At 47.8% G+C, this 22,915-nt stretch carries 14 protein-coding genes, 1 tRNA gene, 2 rRNA genes and 1 riboswitch; of the genes, 12 read left to right on the forward strand and 5 right to left on the reverse strand.

Annotated features, from left to right (window positions below; genetic code table 11):
• Positions 1 to 4 precede the first annotated feature (4 nt).
• The 4 genes from rrf (C9I89_RS12080) to metA all read left to right on the forward strand — a co-directional run bounded on the left by rrf (C9I89_RS12080) (position 5) and on the right by metA (position 1,523).
• A 5S ribosomal RNA gene (gene rrf, locus C9I89_RS12080) occupies positions 5 to 120 on the forward strand.
• Positions 121 to 169: 49 nt separating this feature from the next.
• Positions 170 to 245 (forward strand) — tRNA-Thr (locus tag C9I89_RS12085).
• Between the two features lie 8 nt (positions 246 to 253).
• Positions 254 to 369 (forward strand): 5S ribosomal RNA (gene rrf, locus C9I89_RS12090).
• Between the two features lie 212 nt (positions 370 to 581).
• Positions 582 to 1,523, forward strand: coding sequence for a homoserine O-acetyltransferase MetA (metA, locus tag C9I89_RS12095; RefSeq protein WP_107283613.1), 942 nt, complete (start codon positions 582 to 584; stop codon positions 1,521 to 1,523).
• 67 nt (positions 1,524 to 1,590) lie between these two features.
• On the opposite strand, the gene C9I89_RS12100 is transcribed toward metA, so the two are convergent.
• Positions 1,591 to 2,871 (reverse strand): cation:proton antiporter, encoded by a 1,281-nt coding sequence (locus C9I89_RS12100; RefSeq protein ID WP_107283614.1) that lies wholly within the window; start codon positions 2,869 to 2,871, stop codon positions 1,591 to 1,593.
• Positions 2,872 to 3,067: 196 nt separating this feature from the next.
• On the opposite strand from C9I89_RS12100, the gene metH reads away from it, so the two are divergent.
• Positions 3,068 to 6,739, forward strand: a complete 3,672-nt coding sequence (metH, locus tag C9I89_RS12105) for a methionine synthase (RefSeq protein WP_107283615.1) — start codon at positions 3,068 to 3,070, stop codon at positions 6,737 to 6,739.
• A gap of 75 nt (positions 6,740 to 6,814) precedes the next feature.
• Here metH and lysC read toward each other — a convergent pair whose 3' ends face one another.
• The gene (gene lysC, locus C9I89_RS12110; protein ID WP_107283616.1) at positions 6,815 to 8,194 is read right to left on the reverse strand and encodes a lysine-sensitive aspartokinase 3; all 1,380 of its coding nucleotides are present in this window, start codon (positions 8,192 to 8,194) and stop codon (positions 6,815 to 6,817) included.
• 115 nt (positions 8,195 to 8,309) lie between these two features.
• A riboswitch (Lysine riboswitch) is annotated at positions 8,310 to 8,496 on the reverse strand.
• 248 nt (positions 8,497 to 8,744) lie between these two features.
• Here lysC and C9I89_RS12115 point away from each other — a divergent pair.
• Positions 8,745 to 9,863, forward strand: coding sequence for a pyridoxal-phosphate-dependent aminotransferase family protein (locus C9I89_RS12115; protein WP_107283617.1), 1,119 nt, complete (start codon positions 8,745 to 8,747; stop codon positions 9,861 to 9,863).
• A 78-nt stretch (positions 9,864 to 9,941) separates the two neighbouring features.
• Here the strand turns inward: C9I89_RS12115 and C9I89_RS12120 are convergent, their stop codons facing one another.
• Positions 9,942 to 11,693, reverse strand: coding sequence for a PglL family O-oligosaccharyltransferase (locus C9I89_RS12120; RefSeq protein WP_107283618.1), 1,752 nt, complete (start codon positions 11,691 to 11,693; stop codon positions 9,942 to 9,944).
• Between the two features lie 92 nt (positions 11,694 to 11,785).
• Entirely contained in the window at positions 11,786 to 14,620 is a 2,835-nt protein-coding gene (gene uvrA, locus C9I89_RS12125) for an excinuclease ABC subunit UvrA (RefSeq protein ID WP_107283619.1), read from the reverse strand.
• Between the two features lie 360 nt (positions 14,621 to 14,980).
• Here uvrA and C9I89_RS12130 point away from each other — a divergent pair, with 360 nt between their 5' ends.
• The gene (locus tag C9I89_RS12130; protein ID WP_107283620.1) at positions 14,981 to 15,538 is read left to right on the forward strand and encodes a single-stranded DNA-binding protein; all 558 of its coding nucleotides are present in this window, start codon (positions 14,981 to 14,983) and stop codon (positions 15,536 to 15,538) included.
• 73 nt (positions 15,539 to 15,611) lie between these two features.
• Here C9I89_RS12130 and C9I89_RS12135 read toward each other — a convergent pair whose 3' ends face one another.
• Positions 15,612 to 16,490, reverse strand: coding sequence for a LysR family transcriptional regulator (locus tag C9I89_RS12135; RefSeq protein WP_107283621.1), 879 nt, complete (start codon positions 16,488 to 16,490; stop codon positions 15,612 to 15,614).
• Positions 16,491 to 16,711: 221 nt separating this feature from the next.
• On the opposite strand from C9I89_RS12135, the gene csrD reads away from it, so the two are divergent.
• The 5 genes from csrD (at position 16,712) to mshL (ending at position 22,913) form a co-directional block, all read left to right on the forward strand.
• Complete coding sequence (csrD, locus tag C9I89_RS12140; RefSeq protein WP_107283622.1) at positions 16,712 to 18,643, forward strand: RNase E specificity factor CsrD; 1,932 nt, start codon at positions 16,712 to 16,714, stop codon at positions 18,641 to 18,643.
• A 166-nt stretch (positions 18,644 to 18,809) separates the two neighbouring features.
• Entirely contained in the window at positions 18,810 to 20,282 is a 1,473-nt protein-coding gene (locus C9I89_RS12145) for a PilN domain-containing protein (protein ID WP_107283623.1), read from the forward strand.
• Entirely contained in the window at positions 20,279 to 20,914 is a 636-nt protein-coding gene (locus tag C9I89_RS12150) for an MSHA biogenesis protein MshJ (protein ID WP_107283624.1), read from the forward strand. The genes C9I89_RS12145 and C9I89_RS12150 overlap by 4 nt, the downstream gene beginning before the upstream one ends.
• Positions 20,907 to 21,233: an MSHA biogenesis protein MshK gene (locus tag C9I89_RS12155; protein WP_245905481.1), complete on the forward strand. Its 327-nt coding sequence runs from the start codon at positions 20,907 to 20,909 to the stop codon at positions 21,231 to 21,233. The genes C9I89_RS12150 and C9I89_RS12155 overlap by 8 nt, the downstream gene beginning before the upstream one ends.
• A 15-nt stretch (positions 21,234 to 21,248) precedes the next feature.
• A complete protein-coding gene (gene mshL, locus C9I89_RS12160) occupies positions 21,249 to 22,913 on the forward strand; it encodes a pilus (MSHA type) biogenesis protein MshL (RefSeq protein WP_107283625.1) in 1,665 nt (554 codons plus the stop codon).
• Positions 22,914 to 22,915: the final 2 nt, after the last annotated feature.

A 22,915-nucleotide genomic window follows, 5' to 3' on the forward strand; every position in this document is an offset into this window, starting at 1 on the left:
TTTGTCTGGCGACCATAGCGCTGTGGCCCCACCTGATCCCATGCCGAACTCAGAAGTGAAACGCAGTAGCGCCGATGGTAGTGTGGGGTCTCCCCATGTGAGAGTAGGTCATCGCCAGGCGCCAAATTTCTAGAATTCGTTTGTGACGAATTTTAAAACAGAACAATGTGCTGGTATGGCTCAGTTGGTAGAGCGCACCCTTGGTAAGGGTGAGGTCCCCAGTTCGAATCTGGGTACTAGCACCATTATTTAGTTCAGCGACAATAGCGCAATGGAACCACCTGATCCCATGTCGAACTCAGAAGTGAAACGTTGTAGCGCCGATGGTAGTGTGGGGTCTCCCCATGTGAGAGTAGGTCATTGCTGAGCACCAATTTAAAACCCAGCCAATGGCTGGGTTTTCTCGTTTCTGGCGTCTAGAAATTAAATTCTAACCCTCTGTTTTTGTCGTTTTTTCTCTTCTTCAATTTTCTTTTGTGCTTCTTTTTACACTCTTCTACTTGCGCATCGTCACGATTTTCTATAGTTTTGTTTAGGTCTCCGGACGTCTAAACATCTTAAAGGTTAAGGAGTAAGCCAAGATGCCAATTAAAATTCCCGATCGTTTGCCCGCTACGGATATTCTGCGTAGTGAGAATATATTTGTAATGACTGAAGCAAGGGCTGCTAGCCAGGGAATTCGTCCGCTAAAAGTATTACTGTTAAATTTGATGCCAAAGAAGATTGAGACAGAAACCCAGTTTTTACGTTTATTGTCCAATACTCCTTTGCAAGTGGATGTTGAGTTATTACGTATTGATAACCGCCCGACTAAGAACACCCCCACTGAGCATCTGGATACTTTTTACCGGCAATTTGAAATGGTGAAAGATCGTAATTTTGATGGTTTGATTGTGACTGGGGCACCTCTGGGGTTAGTGCAGTTTGAAGATGTGCTGTACTGGGAAGAGATCCGGCTCATTATGAACTGGGCCAAAGATCACGTAACCTCAACAATGTTTGTCTGTTGGGCTGCTCAAGCCGGATTAAAGCTGCTTTATGATTTGCCTAAGCGGACCAGGAAGGAAAAGTTATCAGGCATATATCAACATTCCATCCATGACTGTCATCATCCTATTTTGCGCGGTTTTGATGAGACCTTTAAAGCCCCGCATTCTCGCTATGCTGATTTTTCTCCGAACTACTTAGCCGAACATACAGATTTAGATATATTGGCAACCTCAAAAGAGGCAGGCGTCTATCTGGCGGCAACCAAAGACAAACGGAATGTTTTTGTCACCGGCCATCCTGAGTACGATGTAGCGACCCTTCATGGTGAGTATATTCGAGATCTTGCTCAAGGAATGGAGCCCAATATTCCGGTGAATTATTATCCTGATGACAATCCGGATAATCCCCCTGTGGCAACTTGGCGTAGCCATGGTCATTTGCTGTTTCTGAATTGGTTGAATTACTGTGTTTATCAGCAAACCCCCTATGATCTGGAACATTTCTCTGAAGATAATTTTACTAAAGATGACTAGTGGTTGATCGGTATTATTAGATATAAAGAAGACTGGCTGGGCCAGTCTTCTTTATATCACTGTTCTGTTATTTGTTCTGTGCTTCCCACGCTCTCGCTTTCTTGATTAGCGGTGTAATTGTAGAACCTTGTATCAGAATGGAAAAAACAACAACGGCATAAGTCATCACAAGGATGATTTCACGCACATCGATGTTTTTTTCTGGAATAACGAGAATGCCCGCCGGAATTGCCATCGCCATGGCTAATGCAAGACCACCGCGTAAACCGCCCCAAGTCAGGATTTTTACCGAGAGTGGATTGTAGTTACGGTAACGAGAAAAACCTAAATAAGACAGTTTAATACTCAGATAGCGGCTGAGTAAAACCAAAGGGACAGCAATCACCATCATCAACCAGTCTTCCTGGTGGAAGCTGAATTGCAGCATCGCCATACCAATCAGCAGAAACAACACACCATTGAGGAACTCATCAACTAATTCCCAGAAATGATCAAGGTGGTCTTCACTCTCTTTCGAAAAACCAATATAGCGTGTCCAGTTGCCGATCATGATGCCCGATACCACCATGGCAAGCGGTCCGGAGACATGGATAATATCGGCGAAGACATAACCTGCGGTTGGAATACCTAGAGTAAGCAGTAACTCCATCGAGTGATCGTTGGTTGAGCTTATTAGGTAATGGAACAGAAGGCCAAGTGAAAATCCGTACACAATGCCACCAATGGCTTCTTGCAGGAATAGCTGACCGACACCTAATACGGTCGGTGTTTCGTTACCAAAAGCAATCGTGAAGAGGGTAACGAAGATGACCAGGCCAAAACCATCATTAAATAATGATTCACCTTCAATTTGAGTCGAAATACGGCGCGGGGCATCCAGCTTTTTGACAATAGCAAGTACGGCAATGGGATCGGTTGGAGAGATCAGTGATCCAAAGATCAGGCAGTAGATTAAGTCAAATTGAATACCAGCGAGCTGGCAGATCCCCCATAAGCTGATACCGATAAAAAGGGTGGAAAATAGGGTTGCTCCCAGAGCTAAGACTGTAATTTCCCATTTTTGATCTTCCATGTGAGGAAGTTTGATACCGAGACCACCGGCAAAGAGTAAGAATCCTAAAATTCCTTTAAGCAGAAAGCCCTCAAAATTAATATGCGCTAATTGCTCGGCGGCAATGTCTTCTAGGTGGAACCAGCCATTTTGACCAGCAATGATGATGCCCAACGATAGTATCAACGCACCTGCTGTGATAGCGATTGTTGTTTGCATCTTACCGATCTTACTGTTTATAAAAGCAATGATCATTGCTGCAGCAGCAAGAAAGCATAAGGTACTGTAGACCGGCATGCGTCAACCTCTGATTGGTTAAAAAATAATGACTGAAATTGTCACAAAATATAAATCCATCACGCGGTGATAGCTATACAAAAATTTCCTAGATTGAGATTTTGTTTTGTCGATTAAAACAACTTTAGACGTCTAGATTTCCATCAAGGCTGTGGTAGGATGTTATTCAGCTGTAAAATTGGAAAAAGGAAGTAGTGTGGTGTTGAAGGGAAAAGAATTATTACAGAGTCGATTAAAGCAGCAGATCCTGATCATTGATGGTGGCATGGGCACCATGATCCAAGGCTATAAGCTGGAAGAAGATGACTATCGCGGTGCGCGGTTTGCTGATTGGCATAGTGACCTGAAAGGTAACAATGATCTGTTGGTCCTGACGCAGCCACAATTGATCAAAGATATTCATAATGCCTATTTAGAAGCCGGCGCAGATATTCTCGAAACGAACACCTTTAATGCCACGACTATCGCGATGGCTGACTATGACATGGAAAGCCTGAGTGCTGAAATGAACTTTGAGGCAGCCAGGCTAGCGCGCCAGGTGGCTGATGAATGGTCAGCAAAAACACCAGAAAAACCTCGCTTTGTAGCCGGAGTTCTTGGCCCAACTAACCGCACTTGCTCAATCTCACCAGATGTTAACGATCCTGGTTTTCGTAATGTTACTTTTGATCAATTGGTTGAAGCCTATTCTGAATCTACTCGCGCCCTGATTAAAGGCGGTGCGGATCTGATTTTGATTGAAACTATCTTTGACACCTTAAATGCCAAAGCCTGTTCTTTTGCGGTTGAAACCGTATTTGAAGAAGATGGTATTGTTTTGCCTGTCATGATCTCAGGGACGATCACTGATGCTTCTGGCCGGACTCTTTCAGGCCAGACGACAGAAGCTTTCTATAACTCGATGCGACACGTAAAACCTATCGCTTTTGGCCTGAACTGTGCGTTGGGTCCTGATGAACTGCGTCAGTATGTTGAAGAGCTTTCTCGTATTTCAGAGTGTGCTGTTTCGGCTCACCCGAATGCCGGATTACCCAATGCCTTTGGCGAGTATGATCTTAGCCCTGAAGACATGGCTGAGCATATTGCTGAATGGGCGCAGAGTGGTTTCCTGAATTTAGTGGGGGGGTGCTGTGGCACAACACCAGAACACATTCGGAAGATGGCAGAGGTCACTCGTCATGTAAAACCTCGCCAGTTACCGGATATCCCCGTTTCCTGTCGCTTATCAGGGTTAGAGCCCCTGACGATTTCGGCTGAGACGCTATTTATCAATGTGGGTGAACGTACCAATGTGACAGGTTCGGCTCGGTTTAAGCGTCTTATCAAAGAAGAGTTATATGACGAAGCACTAGAGGTCGCCCGCCAGCAAGTGGAAGCCGGAGCTCAGATCATTGATATCAATATGGATGAAGGCATGCTGGATGCGGAAGCGGCAATGGTACGCTTCCTTAATCTGTGTGCAACCGAGCCTGAAATTTCTAAAGTCCCGATCATGGTCGATTCCTCTAAATGGGAAGTGTTGGAGGCGGGTCTGAAATGTGTCCAGGGAAAATCGGTCGTCAACTCGATCTCGATGAAGGAAGGGAAAGATAAATTTGTTGCGCAAGCGAAACTGATCCGGCGATATGGTGCGGCAGTGATCGTGATGGCGTTTGATGAGGAGGGGCAGGCGGATACCCGAGAGCGTAAAATCGAAATTTGTACCAATGCCTACCATATTCTGGTTGATGAAGTCGGCTTTCCGCCGGAAGACATTATCTTTGATCCGAATATTTTTGCCATAGCTACCGGTATTGAAGAGCATAACAACTACGCTGTCGATTTTATTGAGGCTGTTGGAGATATTAAACGGACGCTGCCACATGCGATGGTTTCCGGCGGTGTCTCGAACGTCTCCTTCTCGTTCCGTGGTAATAACCCCGTAAGGGAAGCGATCCACGCTGTATTCCTGTACCACTGCTTTAAGAACGGTATGGATATGGGGATCGTCAATGCAGGTCAGCTGGCGATTTATGACGATCTGCCTGATGAACTGCGTAATGCGGTAGAAGATGTGGTGCTGAACCGCCGTGATGACAGTACCGAGCGGTTGCTTGATATTGCAGGCAAGTACCGTGATAGCGGCGCAGTAGAAGAAGATCGCAGTGCCCAAGAGTGGCGCGGCTGGCCCGTTGAAAAACGTTTGGCGCATGCTCTGGTTAAAGGTATTACGGAATTTATTGTCGAAGATACCGAAGAGGCCCGTGCTAATGCCTCGAAGCCACTGGAAGTGATCGAAGGTCCTCTAATGGCGGGCATGAATATTGTGGGTGACCTGTTTGGCGAAGGCAAGATGTTCTTGCCACAGGTGGTGAAATCAGCCCGGGTAATGAAACAGGCGGTCGCTTATCTGGAGCCGTATATTGATGCAGAAAAGCAAGCCGGGCAAACGAACGGTAAGATCCTGCTGGCCACCGTCAAAGGTGATGTACATGACATCGGTAAGAACATTGTTGGTGTCGTTTTACAGTGCAATAATTACGAGATCATTGACCTTGGTGTGATGGTCTCTTGTGACAAGATACTGAAAGTCGCCAAAGAAGAAAATGTCGATATTATCGGCTTGAGCGGATTGATCACGCCATCACTGGATGAAATGGTGCATGTTGCCAAAGAAATGGAACGTCAGGGCTTTGATCTTCCTCTCATGATTGGTGGAGCGACCACCTCAAAGGCGCATACTGCCGTAAAAATTGAGCAAAACTACCATGGACCCGTTGTTTATGTTTCCAATGCATCCCGTGCGGTTGGGGTGTGTTCGACATTACTGTCTGATGAGCGTCGGCCGGCATTTGTTGAGAGTTTGAATAAAGAACATGAAATAGTGCGGGAGCAGCATGCCCGCAAGAAACCACGTACAGCACCAGTGACACTAGAAGAAGCCCGGGCGAATAAGGTGGTGATTGATTGGGATAGCTATACCCCGCCAGCACCGGCTAAACCGGGTGTGCATGTCTTTACGGATTTTCCTGTCTCTACCTTACGGAAATACATCGACTGGACGCCATTTTTTATGACCTGGTCACTGAGTGGCAAGTATCCGACCATTCTTCAACATGAAGTGGTCGGGGAAGAGGCCCGGCGTTTGTTTGACGATGCCAACCAGCTACTCGATGAGATTGAACGTAGTGGCATGATGACAGCAAACGGGGTGTGCGGCCTGTTTCCTGCGAATGCGATTGGTGATGATATCGAGGTATACACTGATGAAGGTCGCACTGAAGTGTTGACGGTACTTCATGGTTTACGCCAGCAAACTAAAAAGCCGAAAGGGCCAAATTATTGTTTGTCTGATTATATTGCGCCAAAAGAAAGCGGGAAGCCTGACTGGATCGGTACGTTTGCGGTGACGGGGGGGATAGGCGAACACGATATTGCAGCGCAATTTAAAGCTAAAGGTGATGATTACCATGCCATTATGATTCAGGCTGTGGCTGATCGCCTGGCAGAGGCATTTGCGGAGTGTTTGCATGAGATGGTCAGGAAAGAAATTTGGGGCTATGCGCCAGATGAAGCGCTGGCCAAAGACGATCTGATCCGGGAAAAATATCAGGGTATCCGTCCGGCTCCGGGGTATCCGGCCTGTCCTGAACACACCGAAAAAGGTGAGATCTGGAAATTGCTGGATCCAGAATCGACGACTGGAATGGTCTTAACGGAAAGTTATGCCATGTGGCCGGGCGCTGCGGTTTCTGGCTGGTATTTCTCGCACCCTGATTCCCGTTATTTTGCGGTAGCCCAGATCCAGGAAGATCAGCGTGATAGTTATGCTGAGCGTAAAGGATGGGATTTAGTCGAAGCCGAGAAATGGTTAGGTCCTAACCTCTAATGCGATGATGACAGACAATAAAGGCGCTCTGGTGAGCGCCTTTATTTTTTGGGGATGTCCCGTCCTGAAATAGGATTATTCAAAGATCTTGCGATGCAGCTCTTTGACTACCGGTTTGGCATCGTGCTCTTTGACTAAGAAGCACAGGTTGTGAGGGCTGGCACCGTAGCAAATCATTCTTGGGTTAAAGTCTTCCAGTGTGTTGAAAACCTTCGAGACGGAACCTTTCGTATTGCTCATCTGATTGCCAATCAAGGCGACTAAGCAGAGATCCTGCTCGACCTCTACCCGGCATAACTTGGTGAGGTCTTCCAGTGCACCTTGAGGGAGTTTTGGGGTACCGCCACTCGTATCGGTTTGATCCAGGGTTAATGAGACGCTGACCTCAGAAGTGGTGATCAAATCAACAGAGACTTTATGCTCAGCCAAAATCCTGAACACTTCAGCCAGAAAGCCATAAGCATGGAACATATTGAGGCTGGTCAGGGTCACCATGGTCTGATTACAGCGCAGTGCTAAGGCGCGAAACAGAGGAGCAGCACTGACACTTTCCCGAATCCAGGTACCGCCCAGCTCCGGAGCCTTGGATGAGCCGACAAAGACAGGGATCTGTTGACGGATCGCTGGGCGTAAAGTTGACGGGTGCAAGATCTTCGCACCGAAATTGGCCATCTCATAGGCTTCACTGAAGCTGATCTCTTTGATCGGTTTTGCTTTCGGCGCAATACGAGGATCGGTGGTGTACATACCGGGAATATCAGTCCAGATCTCCAGGGTTGCAGCATCAATCGCCTCTGCCATCAGGGCTGCACTGTAGTCGCTGCCTCCGCGACCCAAAGTGGTGGTTTTACCTTCGGCATCAGAACCAATGAAACCTTGTGAGACTACCACGTGATTGGCAAAGAGTGGGTTGAGCGCTTGCTGCGATAACTGGCGGATCACTTCTGGTTGTGGAATTGCTCTGCCGAAATGGCTGTCTGTGCGCATGACATCGCGAATATCAAAGCGAACAGCATTGATCCCTTGCTCGATCATGATTTGGGTAAAGAGATGGGTGGAAAGCAGCTCACCATTTGCGACTAATTGATCGGTTAACTCTGCCGAAGTGTGCAGTGCGGCCTGCTCCGCCAGAGTGGCGATCTGGTCCAGTAAACTATTGACTGCTTCTAAAATCGGGCTTGGTTGCTGTAATTGACTGATAACGGATTGATGAATGTCAGTCAGACGCGTCAGTAAAGCTAAGCGATGCACTGAATCTGTCACACCGTTAGCCAGTTCAACCAAGATGTTAGTCACCCCGGAACAGGCGCTGATTAGCACTAAACGGGTTTGCGGGTTATTTTGGATGATCGCGGTGCTACGGCTCATCGCGGAAAAATCGGCAACGCTGGTACCGCCGAATTTGGCCACTGTCAAAGGTGGTGAAGTTGCTGAATTGTGATTTACATGGCTCAAGGTAAGTCTCCCAGTAACAATAAAAATATAATGAGGAAAAGGGAATTTACACGGATAAATATTCCCAATATCTAATTGTCAGGAGAGCAGGCAGGCGAGACGTACGAATAGCGCTACAACCAGAAGCTCTCCACCTTTTACTCATCAAAAATAAAAGGTGACAGCCAGAAGGATTCAACCTTCGAAGCCGATATTACTGGTCCCCTGTCCAGCAATACCTCGGCGTTATTCCCCCTCTCTAAACTGCTTTGGGGTGGGGCCCCGCAACCTAGATACCTGGATAACGCTCCTCTTCTGTCTTTACCCGATGGCATACTATCCATCTGGATGAACAAAACTTATCCTTCATTGAATAGGATTTGTTGTTAGGTTGTCAATCTTTCTGTGGTTATTTATGCAAAATAAATGCAATTGATTGATATTAGTTTTCAACGAGACTTGCGACTTAGGGGAATTCCTTTAATACTCTGTAGCTGAATTAGCGTAATTATTCCCCCGACATATAATAAAATAGGGAATTGCTGACCTCTTACCTCAAGGAGAAACAATCATGACAATTGGGAGTTTTTATCCGCCGCAGCGTACCCTTATGGGGCCTGGCCCATCAGATATTTATCCGCAAGTTTTACAAGCATTAAGCCGTCCGACAGTGGGTCACCTTGATCCACTGTTTATTGGCATGATGGATGAGTTGAAACAACTGCTGCAATACGCGTTTCAAACAGAGAACACCTTTACTATCGCCGTTTCCGCACCGGGTAGTGCCGGCATGGAAGCGTGCTTCGTTAATCTGGTTGAACCGGGTGATAAAGTCATTGTCTGCCGCAATGGTGTTTTTGGCGATCGTATGCGTGAAAATGTCGAGCGCTGTGGTGGCCTGGCTGTGCTGGTGGATAATAATTGGGGTGAGCCCGTCGATCCGGTACTGGTCGAGCGGGCACTTGTTGCGCATCCGGACGCGAAGATTTTAGCTTTTGTGCATGCAGAAACGTCAACCGGTGCGTTAAGTGATGCTGAGACACTAGCGAAACTGGCGCGTCAGCACGATTGTCTGACAATTGTTGATGCGGTCACTTCCCTGGGCGGGGTGCCTCTGCGGGTGGATGAATGGCAACTGGATGCGGTGTACTCGGGAAGCCAGAAGTGCTTATCTTGTGTACCGGGCTTATCGCCACTGACATTTTCCCAGCGGGCCATAGAGAGAATACAGCGCCGCACCATACCGGTACAGAGTTGGTTCCTGGATCAAAGCTTAGTGCTGGCTTACTGGAGCGGGGAAGGGAAGCGCAGCTATCACCATACCGCGCCGGTCAATAGTTTGTATGCCCTGCATGAAGCTTTGGTGCTGCTGAAGAAAGAAGGGTTGGAAAATGCGTGGCAGCGACATAAAGATCAGCATTTTGAATTACGTGAAGGGTTAGAAAAACTCGGGATTGAGTTTGTTGTCGATGAAGCCTCTCGTTTGCCACAACTTAACGCAGTATATATTCCTGAAGGGGTGGACGATGCGTTAGTGCGTCAGACCTTGCTTGAACGCTATAATCTGGAGATCGGCGCCGGTTTAGGCGCGTTAGCGGGCAAAGCCTGGCGGATAGGTCTGATGGGGTATGCGGCAAGAAGCGAGAATGTTGCCCTATGCCTAAAAGCACTGGAAACGACGCTGAAATAGGAAAGGTTGAATTTCTTCCTGAATTCAATAAAAACGGCTACCTGGGTAGCCGTTTTTGATCTGATTGATTAACGAGCTTTACGGCGTCTGTGGCACAGGCTTATTTGGTATCGCCGGTAATACCGACGAAAGGGTAAAGTCATTGCCGGGGAACAAAAATTCAGCCTCTTGCTGGATCTGTCTGGCCTGCTCCTGCTGGTCCAGCAGATGATAGGCTGCAATCAAATTATGATACAGCGCCGGACGTGGCCAGCTGACCGCTTTCTGAGTTGCCCAGTGGATATATTCTTCAATTAAGCTTTGATTGTTACTCGCGGCACCTAACTGCAGCTGAGTGAGGTGCAAATCCCAGTCAAAACGGTTCTGCCACGCCCATGGGTTATTCACCTGCATCAGATAATCAATATTCACCGGCCGCGTGGTTTCGAACTTGGTCAGCAACCAGCCTGAATATAAGGTCGTCAACATAAAGCTGGTGATAAGAATAGGCATTAGTACGGCACAGAATTTTACCGTCAGTACATAGCGCGCATGGTATTTATGGTATTTCGCCGTCAGGTTATCGACCCAGTAAATCAAGATGATAAAAGTTACCCAGTGCACCAGCGAATGGTAAAAGGGGTATTCCAGCTGAGTATGGAGTGTAATTGGCAAAAACAGGCCGACTAACGCCAGTTGTGTCTCTTTTCTGGCCTTGCGGATCGTTAAGGCGACGGCGGCGGCGGCGGCAAGCAATGCCAATAACGGTACAATTCCGCCTTCAGCAGCCCAGTACAATAGTTCATTATGCGGGTGATCCAGCCCAGAAAGACCATAGTTTTGCTCAGGATCGGCCTGATGCCATTTTGCCGTCTGGATAATATAGGCAGGTTCAAATTTACCGTAGCCGTAACCAGCCAGCGGCTCTTTACTAAACATTTTATAAGCCTGGGGGATGTGAATAGCACGCGCGCTTTCCAGGCTCACTCGCTCTTCCGCGGGGGTCCAGTCGATGGTGCTATTTATGCTCCATGAAACACTTAAGCCGAGTGCAACCATTAACAGCCACATTCGCCATTGTGCTTTGGCGGCAAACGTCCGCAAGTAGGGCAGCATAAGGGCTACGCCCACCATCGCACCAAGCCATCCGGTACGAGAGCTGAGCACCACGATAATCGGGATTATGGCAACGGGCGTCAGCAATAATACAAGCTGCTGCCATGACCACTTACCGCGATACATCGGGATACGAGCCAGCAAATAAGCTGACAGCACTAAACCTGTTGCCAGAAAGCTGGCCATCACATTGGGCTGTTGAAATATACCGTAAGGGCGATTTTGTTCCGTGTCATAGCCAATGGCATTACCGGGGTCGATCCAGAGGAATTGGTACCAGGCGAAGATCGCCTGAATCCATATCGCCGCTAAGATCAGCCATAACATGCGCTGGCGCTGTTTGTGGGTAAAGGCAAACTGCTGTAATCCGACAAAGAAGAGAAAGCCGGCCCATAATCCAATGAGCCGGTTAGCAACAGCGTACCCATCGGCATCGGGGTAGAAAGCCGGAAGTGTCAGTAAGAGACAACAGACAAACAGAACCACGGTCAGGCGCGAGTAACGCCAGATTTTCTGGCGACTGATTTCCAGTAACCCTAAGGCAATGGCAAAGCTGAAGGGGATCCAGCTGATGGTATTAAATGACAGCTCAAGCCCGGATCCCCCTGGGTTGTGCTGGAAGTAATGCATCGCGAGTAAAAAGAGGAGCCCCAGAGAGACGATAAAATATCTCGTGAGAGGTTTGCTGATGCGCTGCTCTGCCAGTTTAGTACCTTGTAAATGTAACACCGTCATTGTTTATCCATGTTTGCTGACATGCTAAGTGGGGGAATAAATAAGAAACAGGCTGGTGCCTATCAGCCAGCCTGTGCTTATAATCAAGCCCATTAATTGGCGCTTGGCAGTAGCGGCTTCAGAAAGCGTGCAGTATGCGAGCCAGCTACTTGTGCCACTTGCTCAGGAGTGCCGGTAGCAATAATTTCACCGCCTCCACTGCCGCCTTCAGGCCCTAAATCAATGATCCAGTCTGCAGTTTTAATCACATCCAGGTTATGCTCAATCACTACGATAGTATTGCCATGATCGCGCAGGCGATGCAGCACCGTCAGTAGCTGCTGAATATCATGGAAATGCAGCCCGGTTGTCGGTTCATCCAGAATATACAGGGTCTTACCGGTATCGCGTTTTGATAACTCTCGCGCCAGTTTTACGCGCTGCGCCTCACCACCGGACAAGGTCGTCGCCGCTTGGCCTAAGCGGATATAAGATAAGCCGACATCCATTAATGTTTGTAGTTTTCTTGCAATCGCTGGAACCGGATCAAAGAATTCGCGTGCATCTTCGACCGTTAAGTCTAAGACTTCGTGAATGGTTTTGCCTTTATAACGAATTTCCAGAGTTTCCCGATTATAGCGCTGGCTTTTGCACGAATCGCAAGGAACATACACATCAGGCAAAAAGTGCATTTCCACTTTGATCACGCCATCCCCCTGACAGGCTTCACAGCGGCCACCTTTGACGTTAAAGCTGAATCGCCCGGGTTTATAGCCCCGGGAACGGGCTTCGTGGGTTCCTGAAAACAGCTCTCTAATCGGGGTGAAAATGCCGGTATAGGTGGCGGGATTAGAGCGCGGAGTTCGGCCGATAGGGCTTTGGTCGATATCAATAACCTTGTCGAAATGCTCAAGATCCCGAATTTCTCGATAAGGTGCGGCCTCACCCGTTGTCGCGCCATTGAGCTGGTGGTGGGCGATACGGAAGAAAGTGTCGTTGATCAGGGTTGATTTACCCGAGCCAGACACCCCGGTAACACAGGTAAACAGACCAACAGGAATATTAAGATCGACATTTTTCAGGTTATTGCCGCTGGCGCCCAATAACTTCACGGTTTTATCTGGATCTATAGCCACCCGTTGTTCCGGAATTGCAATGGATTTACGGCCGCTGAGGTATTGTCCGGTCAGTGAGTCCGGAGCCTGGAGAATATCTTCGATGGTGCCTTCGGCAATGATATGGCCGCCATGGACTCCCGCGCCGGGACCGATATCGATCACATGATCTGCAGCCCGGATGGCATCTTCATCATGCTCGACCACGATCACGGTATTACCCAGATCGCGCAGATGATTCAGTGTTTTGAGCAGGCGTTCGTTGTCTCGTTGGTGCAGCCCGATAGATGGTTCGTCAAGAACATACATAACGCCAACCAGACCGGCACCGATTTGGCTGGCCAGGCGGATGCGCTGTGCTTCACCGCCCGACAAGGTATCTGCGCTGCGGGATAGATTCAGGTAATTAAGGCCGACATTGATTAAGAATGTTAGTCGCTCTTTGATTTCTTTTAAGATCTTGTCGGCAATTTGTGCCCGTTGGCCGACTAAGGCCAGATTGTTAAAAAAGTTCAGTGCCTCACTGATACTCATTTCACAGATCTGCGGCAGGTTGGTTTCAGCAATAAATACATGGCGCGCTTCCTGGCGCAGACGCGAACCGTGGCAGCTTGAGCAAGGCTTGGTGGAGACAAATTTGGCGAGATCTTCGCGCACCGAATTGGATTCGGTTTCACGGTAGCGGCGCTCCATATTGTTGAGGATTCCCTCAAACGGGTGTCGCCGGACGGTGATATCTCCGCGATCATTAATGTATTTAAATTCAATTTCGGTTTTGCCAGAACCACTGAGAATAACGGTCTTGATCTTTTTCGGCAGTTCATCGAACGGGGTTTCAACGTCAAACCCATAATGCTCAGCCATCGATTTAAGCATCTGGAAGTAATAGAAGTTGCGTTTATCCCAGCCGCGAATGGCACCGCCAGATAAACTTAACTCACCATTTTGTACCACGCGTTCAGGATCAAAGTACTGTTGTGCCCCAAGCCCGTCACAGGTACCGCAAGCCCCTGCCGGGTTATTGAATGAGAACAGACGCGGTTCAAGCTCCTGCATACTGTAACCGCAGTGCGGGCAGGCAAAGTTAGCGGAGAAAATGAGTTCACCGGGCTGGTTATCATCCATCGGGCTGATCACAACGTTACCGCCAGAGAGTTCAAGTGCGGTTTCAAACGATTCGGCCAGTCGCAACTGAAGATCCTGACGGACTTTAAAGCGATCGACGACTACTTCAATGGTATGTTTTTTATGTAACTCTAATGTCGGTGGATCGGAAAGATCGCACACTTCATCGTTGATACGGGCACGGATATAGCCCTGCGCAGCAAGGTTAGCCAGGGTTTTAACATGCTCACCCTTACGCTCTTTGACGATCGGCGCCAACAGCATCATTTTACTGCCTTCAGGCAGTTCAAGTACCTTATCCACCATCTGGCTGACGGTTTGAGCGGCCAATGTTACATCGTGGGTCGGACAGCGGGGATCGCCAACCCGGGCATAAAGCAAGCGCAGGTAATCGTAAACTTCAGTAATGGTCCCCACGGTAGAACGCGGATTATGTGACGTCGATTTCTGCTCGATAGAAATGGCCGGCGACAGCCCTTCAATATGGTCAACATCCGGTTTTTCCATCAATGACAGGAACTGGCGAGCATAAGCAGATAACGACTCAACATAGCGGCGCTGACCTTCGGCGTATAAGGTATCGAAGGCAAGGGAAGATTTCCCTGAACCAGATAATCCTGTGATAACAATCAACTTATCGCGAGGGATTGAGATATTGATATTTTTAAGGTTATGGGTGCGAGCGCCCCTGACGTCTATCTTATCCATGGTATGCGAGCTTTATGGCTGACTAATTGATTCGTTATTATTGCATAGCAAGGAAAAGCTTGAAAGGACGAGCTGTATAAAGATACAGTATAAAGAGTGAAAATTAGCCAGGTGTTTGTTGTCAGGTTTGGTGTTTATTGGTTCTGCCAACCCGGAATTTCGAGATTGTTATGCAATAACAACGGGTTTTTTGATGATGGATTTAATCCTGAGCGGTAATGAATAAAAATTGCGTCAGATAACACAGTGTGGGCCCTATGCCTTACCTGTGTCTGCATGATAAACTGCGCGATTAAGTATAAACTTTGACTAAGCGGCTATTGATAATCAGATAGTGCGCGAACAGATTTGGAGTTAAGTATGGCCAGTCGTGGCGTAAATAAGGTTATCTTAGTCGGTAACTTAGGTAATGACCCAGAAATCCGTTATATGCCAAGTGGTGGTGCAGTAGCAAATATTACCATTGCTACCTCCGAATCATGGCGTGATAAGGCAACGGGCGAGCAGCGTGAAAAAACAGAATGGCACCGTGTAGCGCTATTTGGCAAGCTTGCTGAAGTTGCGGGTGAATACCTGCGTAAAGGTTCACAGGTCTATATCGAAGGTCAATTACAGACACGTAAGTGGCAAGATCAGAGCGGCCAGGATCGCTACACAACAGAAGTAGTGGTTCAGGGTTTTAACGGTGTAATGCAAATGCTTGGTGGCCGTCAGGGCGGCGGTCAAGGTGCACCAATGGGCGGACAACAGCAGCAGCAAGGTAACTGGGGTCAACCTCAACAACCTGCAGCCGCACCTAAGCAGAATTTTGCGCCGCAACAGCAGCAACAAGCTGCACCACAGCAGCAGGCACCTCAACAGCCTCAGCAGCAGTACAATGAGCCACCAATGGACTTCGATGACGATATTCCATTCTAGGCTGATGAGAACAATGACGTCATAAAAAAAGCAGCGCTCGCGCTGCTTTTTTGATGTCTGTTATCTCGCTAATTTATAGGTTTGCTTTGGATTTAATAAAATCGATAAACAGCTTGGTTTTCACATGGTTATAGTCAAGCTTCGGATAATAGGCATAGGCTGAGCTTACCGGCTGTTTCAGCGCCGGTAATACAGGCACTAACAGGCCTTTGCTGAGTTCGCGTTTGACCATATTTTCACCGGTAAGAATAATCCCCATCCCGGCAACGGCGGCGGCAACTAAAGCTTCAGGGTTTTGAGTAGTAAAATTACCGCGCAGGCGCAGGCGTAAATTATTTTCAAAGACATGCTCCTGCTCGTGGCCGTGAGTCCCAAACAGTAGGCAGTTATGCTGAGTGAGTTGTTCCGGGCTCTCAATGGATGGCTTGTCTTCCAGATAACCGGGAGAGGCATAAAAACCAGGCTGAAAATTTAACAGCCGGGTGGCGATATAGCTCGAAGAGTTAAAATCGGTTAATTCACGGCTGATGAATACATCAAGATTTAAATCCGGCAATTGACCAGGAGTAATGGTATGTAATTCCACCTGAATGTTCGGGTAAATTTCTATAAACTCCGCCAGATAATGGACGAGTAAACGACTGCCTGTCGCCAGCGGGGCACCAATACGCAAGACGCCACTGACCTCACCATAGGTGGATGTCGTTTCAGCCAGCATCTGGTGCCAGTCATCGAGTAAGCGGGCACTACGCTGATAGAACAGCTTACCGGCATCCGTCACCATCAGGCTGCGGGTGGTGCGCTTGAGGAGCTGTACCCCTAATTGCTTTTCTAACCAGGACAGGCGTTTCGACAATGCTGAGCTTGACGTATTCAGCTTGGTGGCAGCTTGGGCTAAAGAGCCTTGATCGACAACAGTGACAAAGCTTTTGGTACAAGTAATCCAATCCATATATTTCCAACGTTATCTGTGATTGATCCCAATTTCATTAATTGCCTGGCTATCAGTCGGCAATTAAGCGAATTGATATCACTATGTTTACAGACAGTGATTCACATTGATAGATGAACAAGTGATAATTATTAACAAATTCTTTAAGTGTCGTGTTGAACACTGAAATTATTTATCAACTGTTTATATTTTATAAATATTCCGTGTGAATTTGGAGCGTTATGAGAAAAGCATCAGGGATGAAGTTAACTAATCGCTTAGTTGCTTTTGTCACGCTCATTGTTATTTGTGCCATTTTTGTCATTTTTATCGGTGGTGCTGTCAGTTTTCGAAAGTTAGGACAGGATTACCTGACTCATTATCTTGATGGCGTGGTGACGGTGATTGACCAGGAGCTGGCGGATCCGCAAGGTTCGCAGTCATTATCGCGCTGGCTTCCCCATCTGCTTAAAGCCAGTAATGTTGTCGAGCTGGAAGTCGCGAGCTCGGCAGGCATGGTTTATTCCTTCAAAGGGCTTCAACCCATTGCCGATCCGAATATTTTTCATATTAGTCGTTATGAGCTGGAACATAACCCCGGCTTTTATATCGATATTAAATCTCTGCCGCCGTATACCGAGTTTACTTATTCGCTAGGGGCTATGTCATCGATCACGCTGGCGATCATCATTATTATCATGGGCCTGGTCTGGGGGCTGAACTGGCTGCGTCAGCAGCTTTATGGCTCTGAATTACTCGAAGTCCGTGGCCGGATGATCCTTGCTGGCCGGGTTGATGAATATGCCGTTGGGGGGGAAGAAGAATGGCCGGCAACGGCAAGCCTGGCAATTGATCAGCTGATTGCTGAGTTAAAAGATGCGCGCCAGGAGCGTAGCCGCTTTGATACCTTTATTCGTACCCACACCTTTCTTGATCAGTTAACCGGCGCGGCCAATCGAGTGTTGTTTGATAGTCGCCTGCAGTCGTTAGTTCAAGAGCAGGAAACCCATGGCGCGGTCATTCTGATCCGTATTTCCGACTGGGATGAACTGCTGGCGGAGAAGGGAAAAGAGACCGCGGATGATCTGATCCAGGATGTCGGTATGATCTTATCTAATTTAATTCAGCGCTATCCCGACACTGTGCTGTCGCGCTATTTTGATGCGGAATTTGCCATTATGCTGCCTCAGCATTCGGCCAAAGAGGTTAAGCTGTTTACCCATCAATTGCTCAATGCGCTGGAAAGGCTGATACCCGCCGCTCCTTTGCAACAGGACAACTGGTGCCATATTGGCGTAACATTCTTTTCCAGCGGTGAACGCCGTGGGCGTATTATGGATGAAGCCGATATGGCCTTGCGCAGTGCGCAATTACAGGGAACAAATAGCTGGTACGCCTTTAAGAAAGATCAGCAATTGGAAGAGGTGCGCGGCAGTGTGCGTTGGCGTACGTTACTCGACGCCATATTTAATAGTGGTGGGCCGATCTTATTCCAGCAACCAGTAGTAAGTGCATCAGACGAAACGATTTTACATCGTGAACTACTCGCGCGAATTAAAGATGAAAACGGGGTGTTGATTAAAGCCTCGCGCTTCTTGCCGGCGGTTGAGCAAATTGGGTTCAGTGTCCGGATGGATAAACTGGTAATTTCTCAGGCATTACAGCTTTTAAAAACAATGCCCGGCAATGATGTCCTATCCATTAATGTCAGTGTTCAGTCCTTATTGGAAAAAACGTTTGTGCGCTGGTTGCGTGATGAATTATTGCAAACCCCGCGAACGGTGCTCAATCGCCTGTCTTTTGAATTAGCCGAAGGCAGTTTGGTTAAACACCTTGATGCGATGCGTCCGGTCGCTCGTATGCTGGTGGGGCTGGGCTGTAAGCTCGTTGTCGATCAGGCCGGAAGAACGATTGTTAGTACCCACTATATAAAAGATGTCCGGGTTGACTACATCAAACTGCATCGCAGCCTGGTACGTGAAATCAATCAGCGTCAGGAAAATCAGCTTTTTGTTCGTAGTATGCTGGGGGCTTGTGCCGATTCACAAGCGCAAGTGATTGCCGTGGGGGTGGAAAATGAACAAGAATGGCAAGTATTAAAACAACTTGGCGTAAAAGGTGGTCAGGGGCGCTATTTTGCGCCAGAGATGCCTGTGGGGAATGCATTTAAATAGCGATATAAGTCTGGTGAATTTTACGTTCGGAGACAAAATTTAATTAATTGAATTATGTTTATTGGCCCAATACTCAGGTAAAATGGTCAAATAATTGACATCGATTAATTATTTGACGTTATCATCATAATATTAATACAGATTCAGTCAGCTGCGTTGGATATTCATGAAGCCTATCACACTGTTAAATAAATATTTAAAAAATAAAAGTAACGATAAAGTTGCCAGTATTGCAGTTTTTACTGATTCCATCACGCTTGTGTATGAATCAGAGCAGAAATGGATAATAGACAGTGTCGATATTTCTAGTGTTTCTCAATGGGCTGAAAGTATTAAGACCCTGATTGAAAAGCACCAATTATCCGGTAGCCAAATAAAGTTGGTGCTGGGGCATGGTTTATATCAAAGTCTGCTAATCGAAAAACCGGAAGTCACACGGGAAGAATTACCGACGGCACTGCCTTTTTTGGTGAAAGATTTAGTGAACGAGTCACCAATGGAATTGGTGGCTGATGGTTTTCCTGCGCCATTAAAAGATCGCTTGCAGGTGTTTGTGGCTAATCGCAAGCAAGTGGAGCAATTGATTCAGTGCTGTGCTGATGTGAGTTGCGAACTGGTATCGGTATCTGCCGAAGAAGTTGTGTGGGGACAATTTACCTCCTCCTCATTGAGCCAATTGATTTTACATCGCCGCCATCATGCCGGGTTACAGCTGACAGCCTTTAAACAGCAATCCATGTGCTTTCAGCGTCAGCTACGTGGCTTTAGTGTGCCGTTAATTGAAGGGGAAGGTAATGCCCTTCAGCTCGATAGCCTGGCCCTTGAATTACAACGTTCTCTAGATTTCCTCAGCGCTCAGCTTCGTGATAACCCGATCACTCAGCTTGTTGTTTCTTGTGATGGTGAACAAGATGCCTTGCTGGCACAGGAATTAAGCCAGCGCCTGAGTGTGTCCGTCAGTGCAGTTACCCCCGCTCATCCGGTATTGGAGAGTAACGGGGCTCGTATTGCCTGGGCTGCATTAGGTGAGTTTGGTGATACCGGGATTAATTTTTATTCTGACAGCCTGAAGCCACAAAAACAGTACTTAAGCTTGCGAAATGTGGTCATGGGCTGGGGAATTGCCATCGTACTGATGGGCACCGTCGCGGGATGGTATAGCTGGCAGAACTATGTGGAACAAGAAAAACTATCGGCAGAGCAAGCGCGGCTAGCAGACAAGCGTGCAGAGTTGGATCGCGCCAAAGCGGTTTTGGCCAAGCATGTTCCAAGTCCGTTGAAAGTTGAATTAGCGGGTACCTTAGAGCAGGATTTGGCCGCCAAACAAGCAACATTGAAAGCCATCGAAATGCATGATGACAGCCTGAAGGTTGGTTATGCCGGTATGTTGCAGCAGCTTTCTGATGCAGCAAGTAGTGATATTTCGGTGAGCCGGATCCATGCCACAGGTAAAGCGCTTGACTTAGAGGGGCTGGCAAGGAACCCTGATGCAGTACCAAGCTGGCTTCGCGCTTTCAAAGATTATCCGTCCCTGGTTGAACGCCGTTTTCAGCTGATGTCACTTGGCCGGAATAAGCAGAATATTGTCACGTTTCGATTAATTGCAGATCGAACGGCACAACAGGAGACGAAAGAATGAATGGTTGGCAACAGTTGAGCGACCGTTTTGATCTTCTGACGCGCCGTGAACAAATGCTGATATTACTGTCGGGCTGGACCGCCTTGTTGTTTATTGGTTTTGTGATGTTTGTGGAACCGCAAATGAAGGATTTGCTATCGGCAAAACGGCAGATTGTGTCGGTTGCCAGCGAATTAACCGCCAGTGACAATCAGATTATTTTGATCGAGCGAAAATTAAAAAGCGATCCCAACAATGAGGTTGAGAGCAAAATTGCCGGTCTGAAGCAGCAAAATCAGACATTGGATGAGCAATTGCGGGATCGGGTTGCCAGCCTGGTAACACCGGTGCAGATGTCTGGTTTGATGGAAGAAGTCTTACGCCGCTCAGAGCGTTTAAAACTGATGGCCTTGGAGTCACAACCACCGGTACAGCTGATCAGCGGGGATGACGAAGGGTATTTCATTCACCCTGTGCGTTTAACTCTGCGAGGCCGTTATTTCGATGTGGTGAATTACCTCCGGCAACTGGAAGCTCTCCCGGTGAAGTATTATTGGCAAAGTTTTAATTATCAGGTGGATAAATACCCCTTTGCCAGTATTCAATTAGATGTTTATACATTAGGCGAAAGTAAGGATTTCATCGGTGGTTAAGTCAGGCATTTTTGCAGCAGCGTTAATGACGATGTTGGTGAGTACTGCTCAAGCCAGCCAGGATCCAACGGCACCACTTGGTTGGCAGGCTCCGGCCAAAAAGCAGTTATCACATCGTGCTCGTTTACCTGAGCTGCAAAGCATTATTTGTGCAGAAGAAACTAACTGTACTGTGATTATGAATGATGTCGCTATCGGGCTTGGCGGGCGAGTAAGTGGTTATACCCTTAGTGATATCAAAAATGATCATGTCACCGTGACACGCGGAGGCAAGCAGTGGCGCTTAGAGTTGTTTGCCGAAAATATAAAAACGAATTAAAGGTCAGTGGTTAGCATGCGTGGATTAGTTTTAGGAATTATGTTGGCCTCGTTAATAGGCTGCTCAACCAACATGGGCCACCGGGATCCGGTTGAGGTGAAAGAGGCGTTGAACGTCGCCGCCAACGAAGCCAATAGCCGCCCGTTGGCTGACTTACCATCGGCGGTCAATGCTGATTTGATGCCGAGCTTAGCAGGCAATGACTTCATGTCATCCACGGCGCTTGAAAAACGTTTCCGGGTCAGTGCGCGCAATGTTGATGCGCGGGCTTTTTTTGGCAGCCTGGTCAAAGGTACCCCCTTTAATATGGTGATACACCCTGACGTGCAGGGGCGTATTTCTTTAACACTGCGCGATGTCACTCTCGATGAGGTGCTGGATGTGGTGTCTGATATGTACGGTTACAACACCAACCGTAACGGCAACATCATTCAGATTTACCCGGCAACGTTACGGACAGAAGTGATCCCGGTTGATTACCTGCAGCTTCAGCGACGTGGTGTGTCATTAACATCAATTACGACAGGCTCGATCACCAGCAACGATTCCGGTTCATCGAATTCGAACAGCAGTACAGATAGCAATTCAAATTCAAATTCAAATTCAAACTCGAATTCAGAGAAGAGCAGTAAGGCAACTGGCGGAACCAAGATTGAGACCATCTCAAACAGTGACTTCTGGCAGCAACTTGAGAAAGCGGTCCAGGCAATGATTGGTTCTGGTCAGGGACGCAGTATTGTCGTATCGCCACAGGCCAGCCTGATCTCGGTGCGTGCTTTTCCCAATGAGCTACGGGAAGTGAAGGAGTTTATCGGAGTATCGGAAAAGCGTCTGAAGCGTCAGGTGGTGCTGGAAGCCAAAATCATGGAAGTCACCTTAAGTGACGGTTATCAGCAAGGCATCAACTGGGGCAATATCACCAAGAGCATCGGCGGCACCGATATTATTTTCGGCCGTCCAACAACCAATCCGATCCAAGCCTTACCGGGTGGCGGTGCGATTTCCAGTCTGCTAGGCGGCCAGACAAATGTCACTATCAGTGATGGCAATTTTGAAGCCGTCTTGAGCTTCCTGGAAACCCAGGGCGATTTGAATGTCTTGTCCAGCCCGCGGGTGACGGCGGCAAATAACCAGAAAGCGGTGATTAAAGTCGGCGGCGATGAATATTTTGTAACATCGATTGATTCAGGTGAAGTGAACAGTGACGGTGGCACGGCAGCCCCGGAAGTTGAACTGACTCCGTTCTTTTCCGGGATTTCTCTGGATGTCACTCCGCAGATTGATAACGAGGGGGGAGTGCTTTTACATGTCCACCCTACGGTGGTGGATGTGGTCAATGAAACCAAGGAAATCGATCTGGGTACGACATTTGGCGTCTACAAGTTACCTTTAGCGAAAAGCGCGATCCGCGAGTCTGACTCCGTGATCCATGCCCGCAGTGGCGATGTGGTGGTGATTGGCGGTTTGATGAAATCTGCAGTCAATGATCAGGTATCAAAAGTTCCTCTGCTGGGTGATATTCCGGGGTTGGGCCATCTGTTCCGTAACGTTAACAAGATCCATTCTAAAACTGAGCTGGTGATCTTGATTAAGCCGACGGTGGTGAGTGATCAGACCTGGCAGAAAGAGATCGAACGTTCACGGGCATTGGTCACGGAATGGTTCCCTGAAGAAGGCTAAAC

This window comes from Photobacterium lipolyticum, from assembly GCF_003026475.1.
Taxonomy (GTDB): domain Bacteria; phylum Pseudomonadota; class Gammaproteobacteria; order Enterobacterales; family Vibrionaceae; genus Photobacterium; species Photobacterium lipolyticum.

Excerpts from the sequence above, each read along its gene's own strand:
- metA (WP_107283613.1), top strand. The coding sequence starts at position 582 with ATGCCAATTAAAATTCCCGATCGTTTGCCCGCTACGGATATTCTGCGT.
- C9I89_RS12100 (WP_107283614.1), bottom strand. The coding sequence starts at position 2,871 with ATGCCGGTCTACAGTACCTTATGCTTTCTTGCTGCTGCAGCAATGATC.
- C9I89_RS12115 (WP_107283617.1), top strand. The coding sequence starts at position 8,745 with ATGACAATTGGGAGTTTTTATCCGCCGCAGCGTACCCTTATGGGGCCT.
- C9I89_RS12120 (WP_107283618.1), bottom strand. The coding sequence starts at position 11,693 with ATGACGGTGTTACATTTACAAGGTACTAAACTGGCAGAGCAGCGCATC.
- uvrA (WP_107283619.1), bottom strand. The coding sequence starts at position 14,620 with ATGGATAAGATAGACGTCAGGGGCGCTCGCACCCATAACCTTAAAAAT.
- C9I89_RS12130 (WP_107283620.1), top strand. The coding sequence starts at position 14,981 with ATGGCCAGTCGTGGCGTAAATAAGGTTATCTTAGTCGGTAACTTAGGT.
- C9I89_RS12135 (WP_107283621.1), bottom strand. The coding sequence starts at position 16,490 with ATGGATTGGATTACTTGTACCAAAAGCTTTGTCACTGTTGTCGATCAA.
- csrD (WP_107283622.1), top strand. The coding sequence starts at position 16,712 with ATGAGAAAAGCATCAGGGATGAAGTTAACTAATCGCTTAGTTGCTTTT.
- C9I89_RS12145 (WP_107283623.1), top strand. The coding sequence starts at position 18,810 with ATGAAGCCTATCACACTGTTAAATAAATATTTAAAAAATAAAAGTAAC.
- C9I89_RS12150 (WP_107283624.1), top strand. The coding sequence starts at position 20,279 with ATGAATGGTTGGCAACAGTTGAGCGACCGTTTTGATCTTCTGACGCGC.
- mshL (WP_107283625.1), top strand. The coding sequence starts at position 21,249 with ATGCGTGGATTAGTTTTAGGAATTATGTTGGCCTCGTTAATAGGCTGC.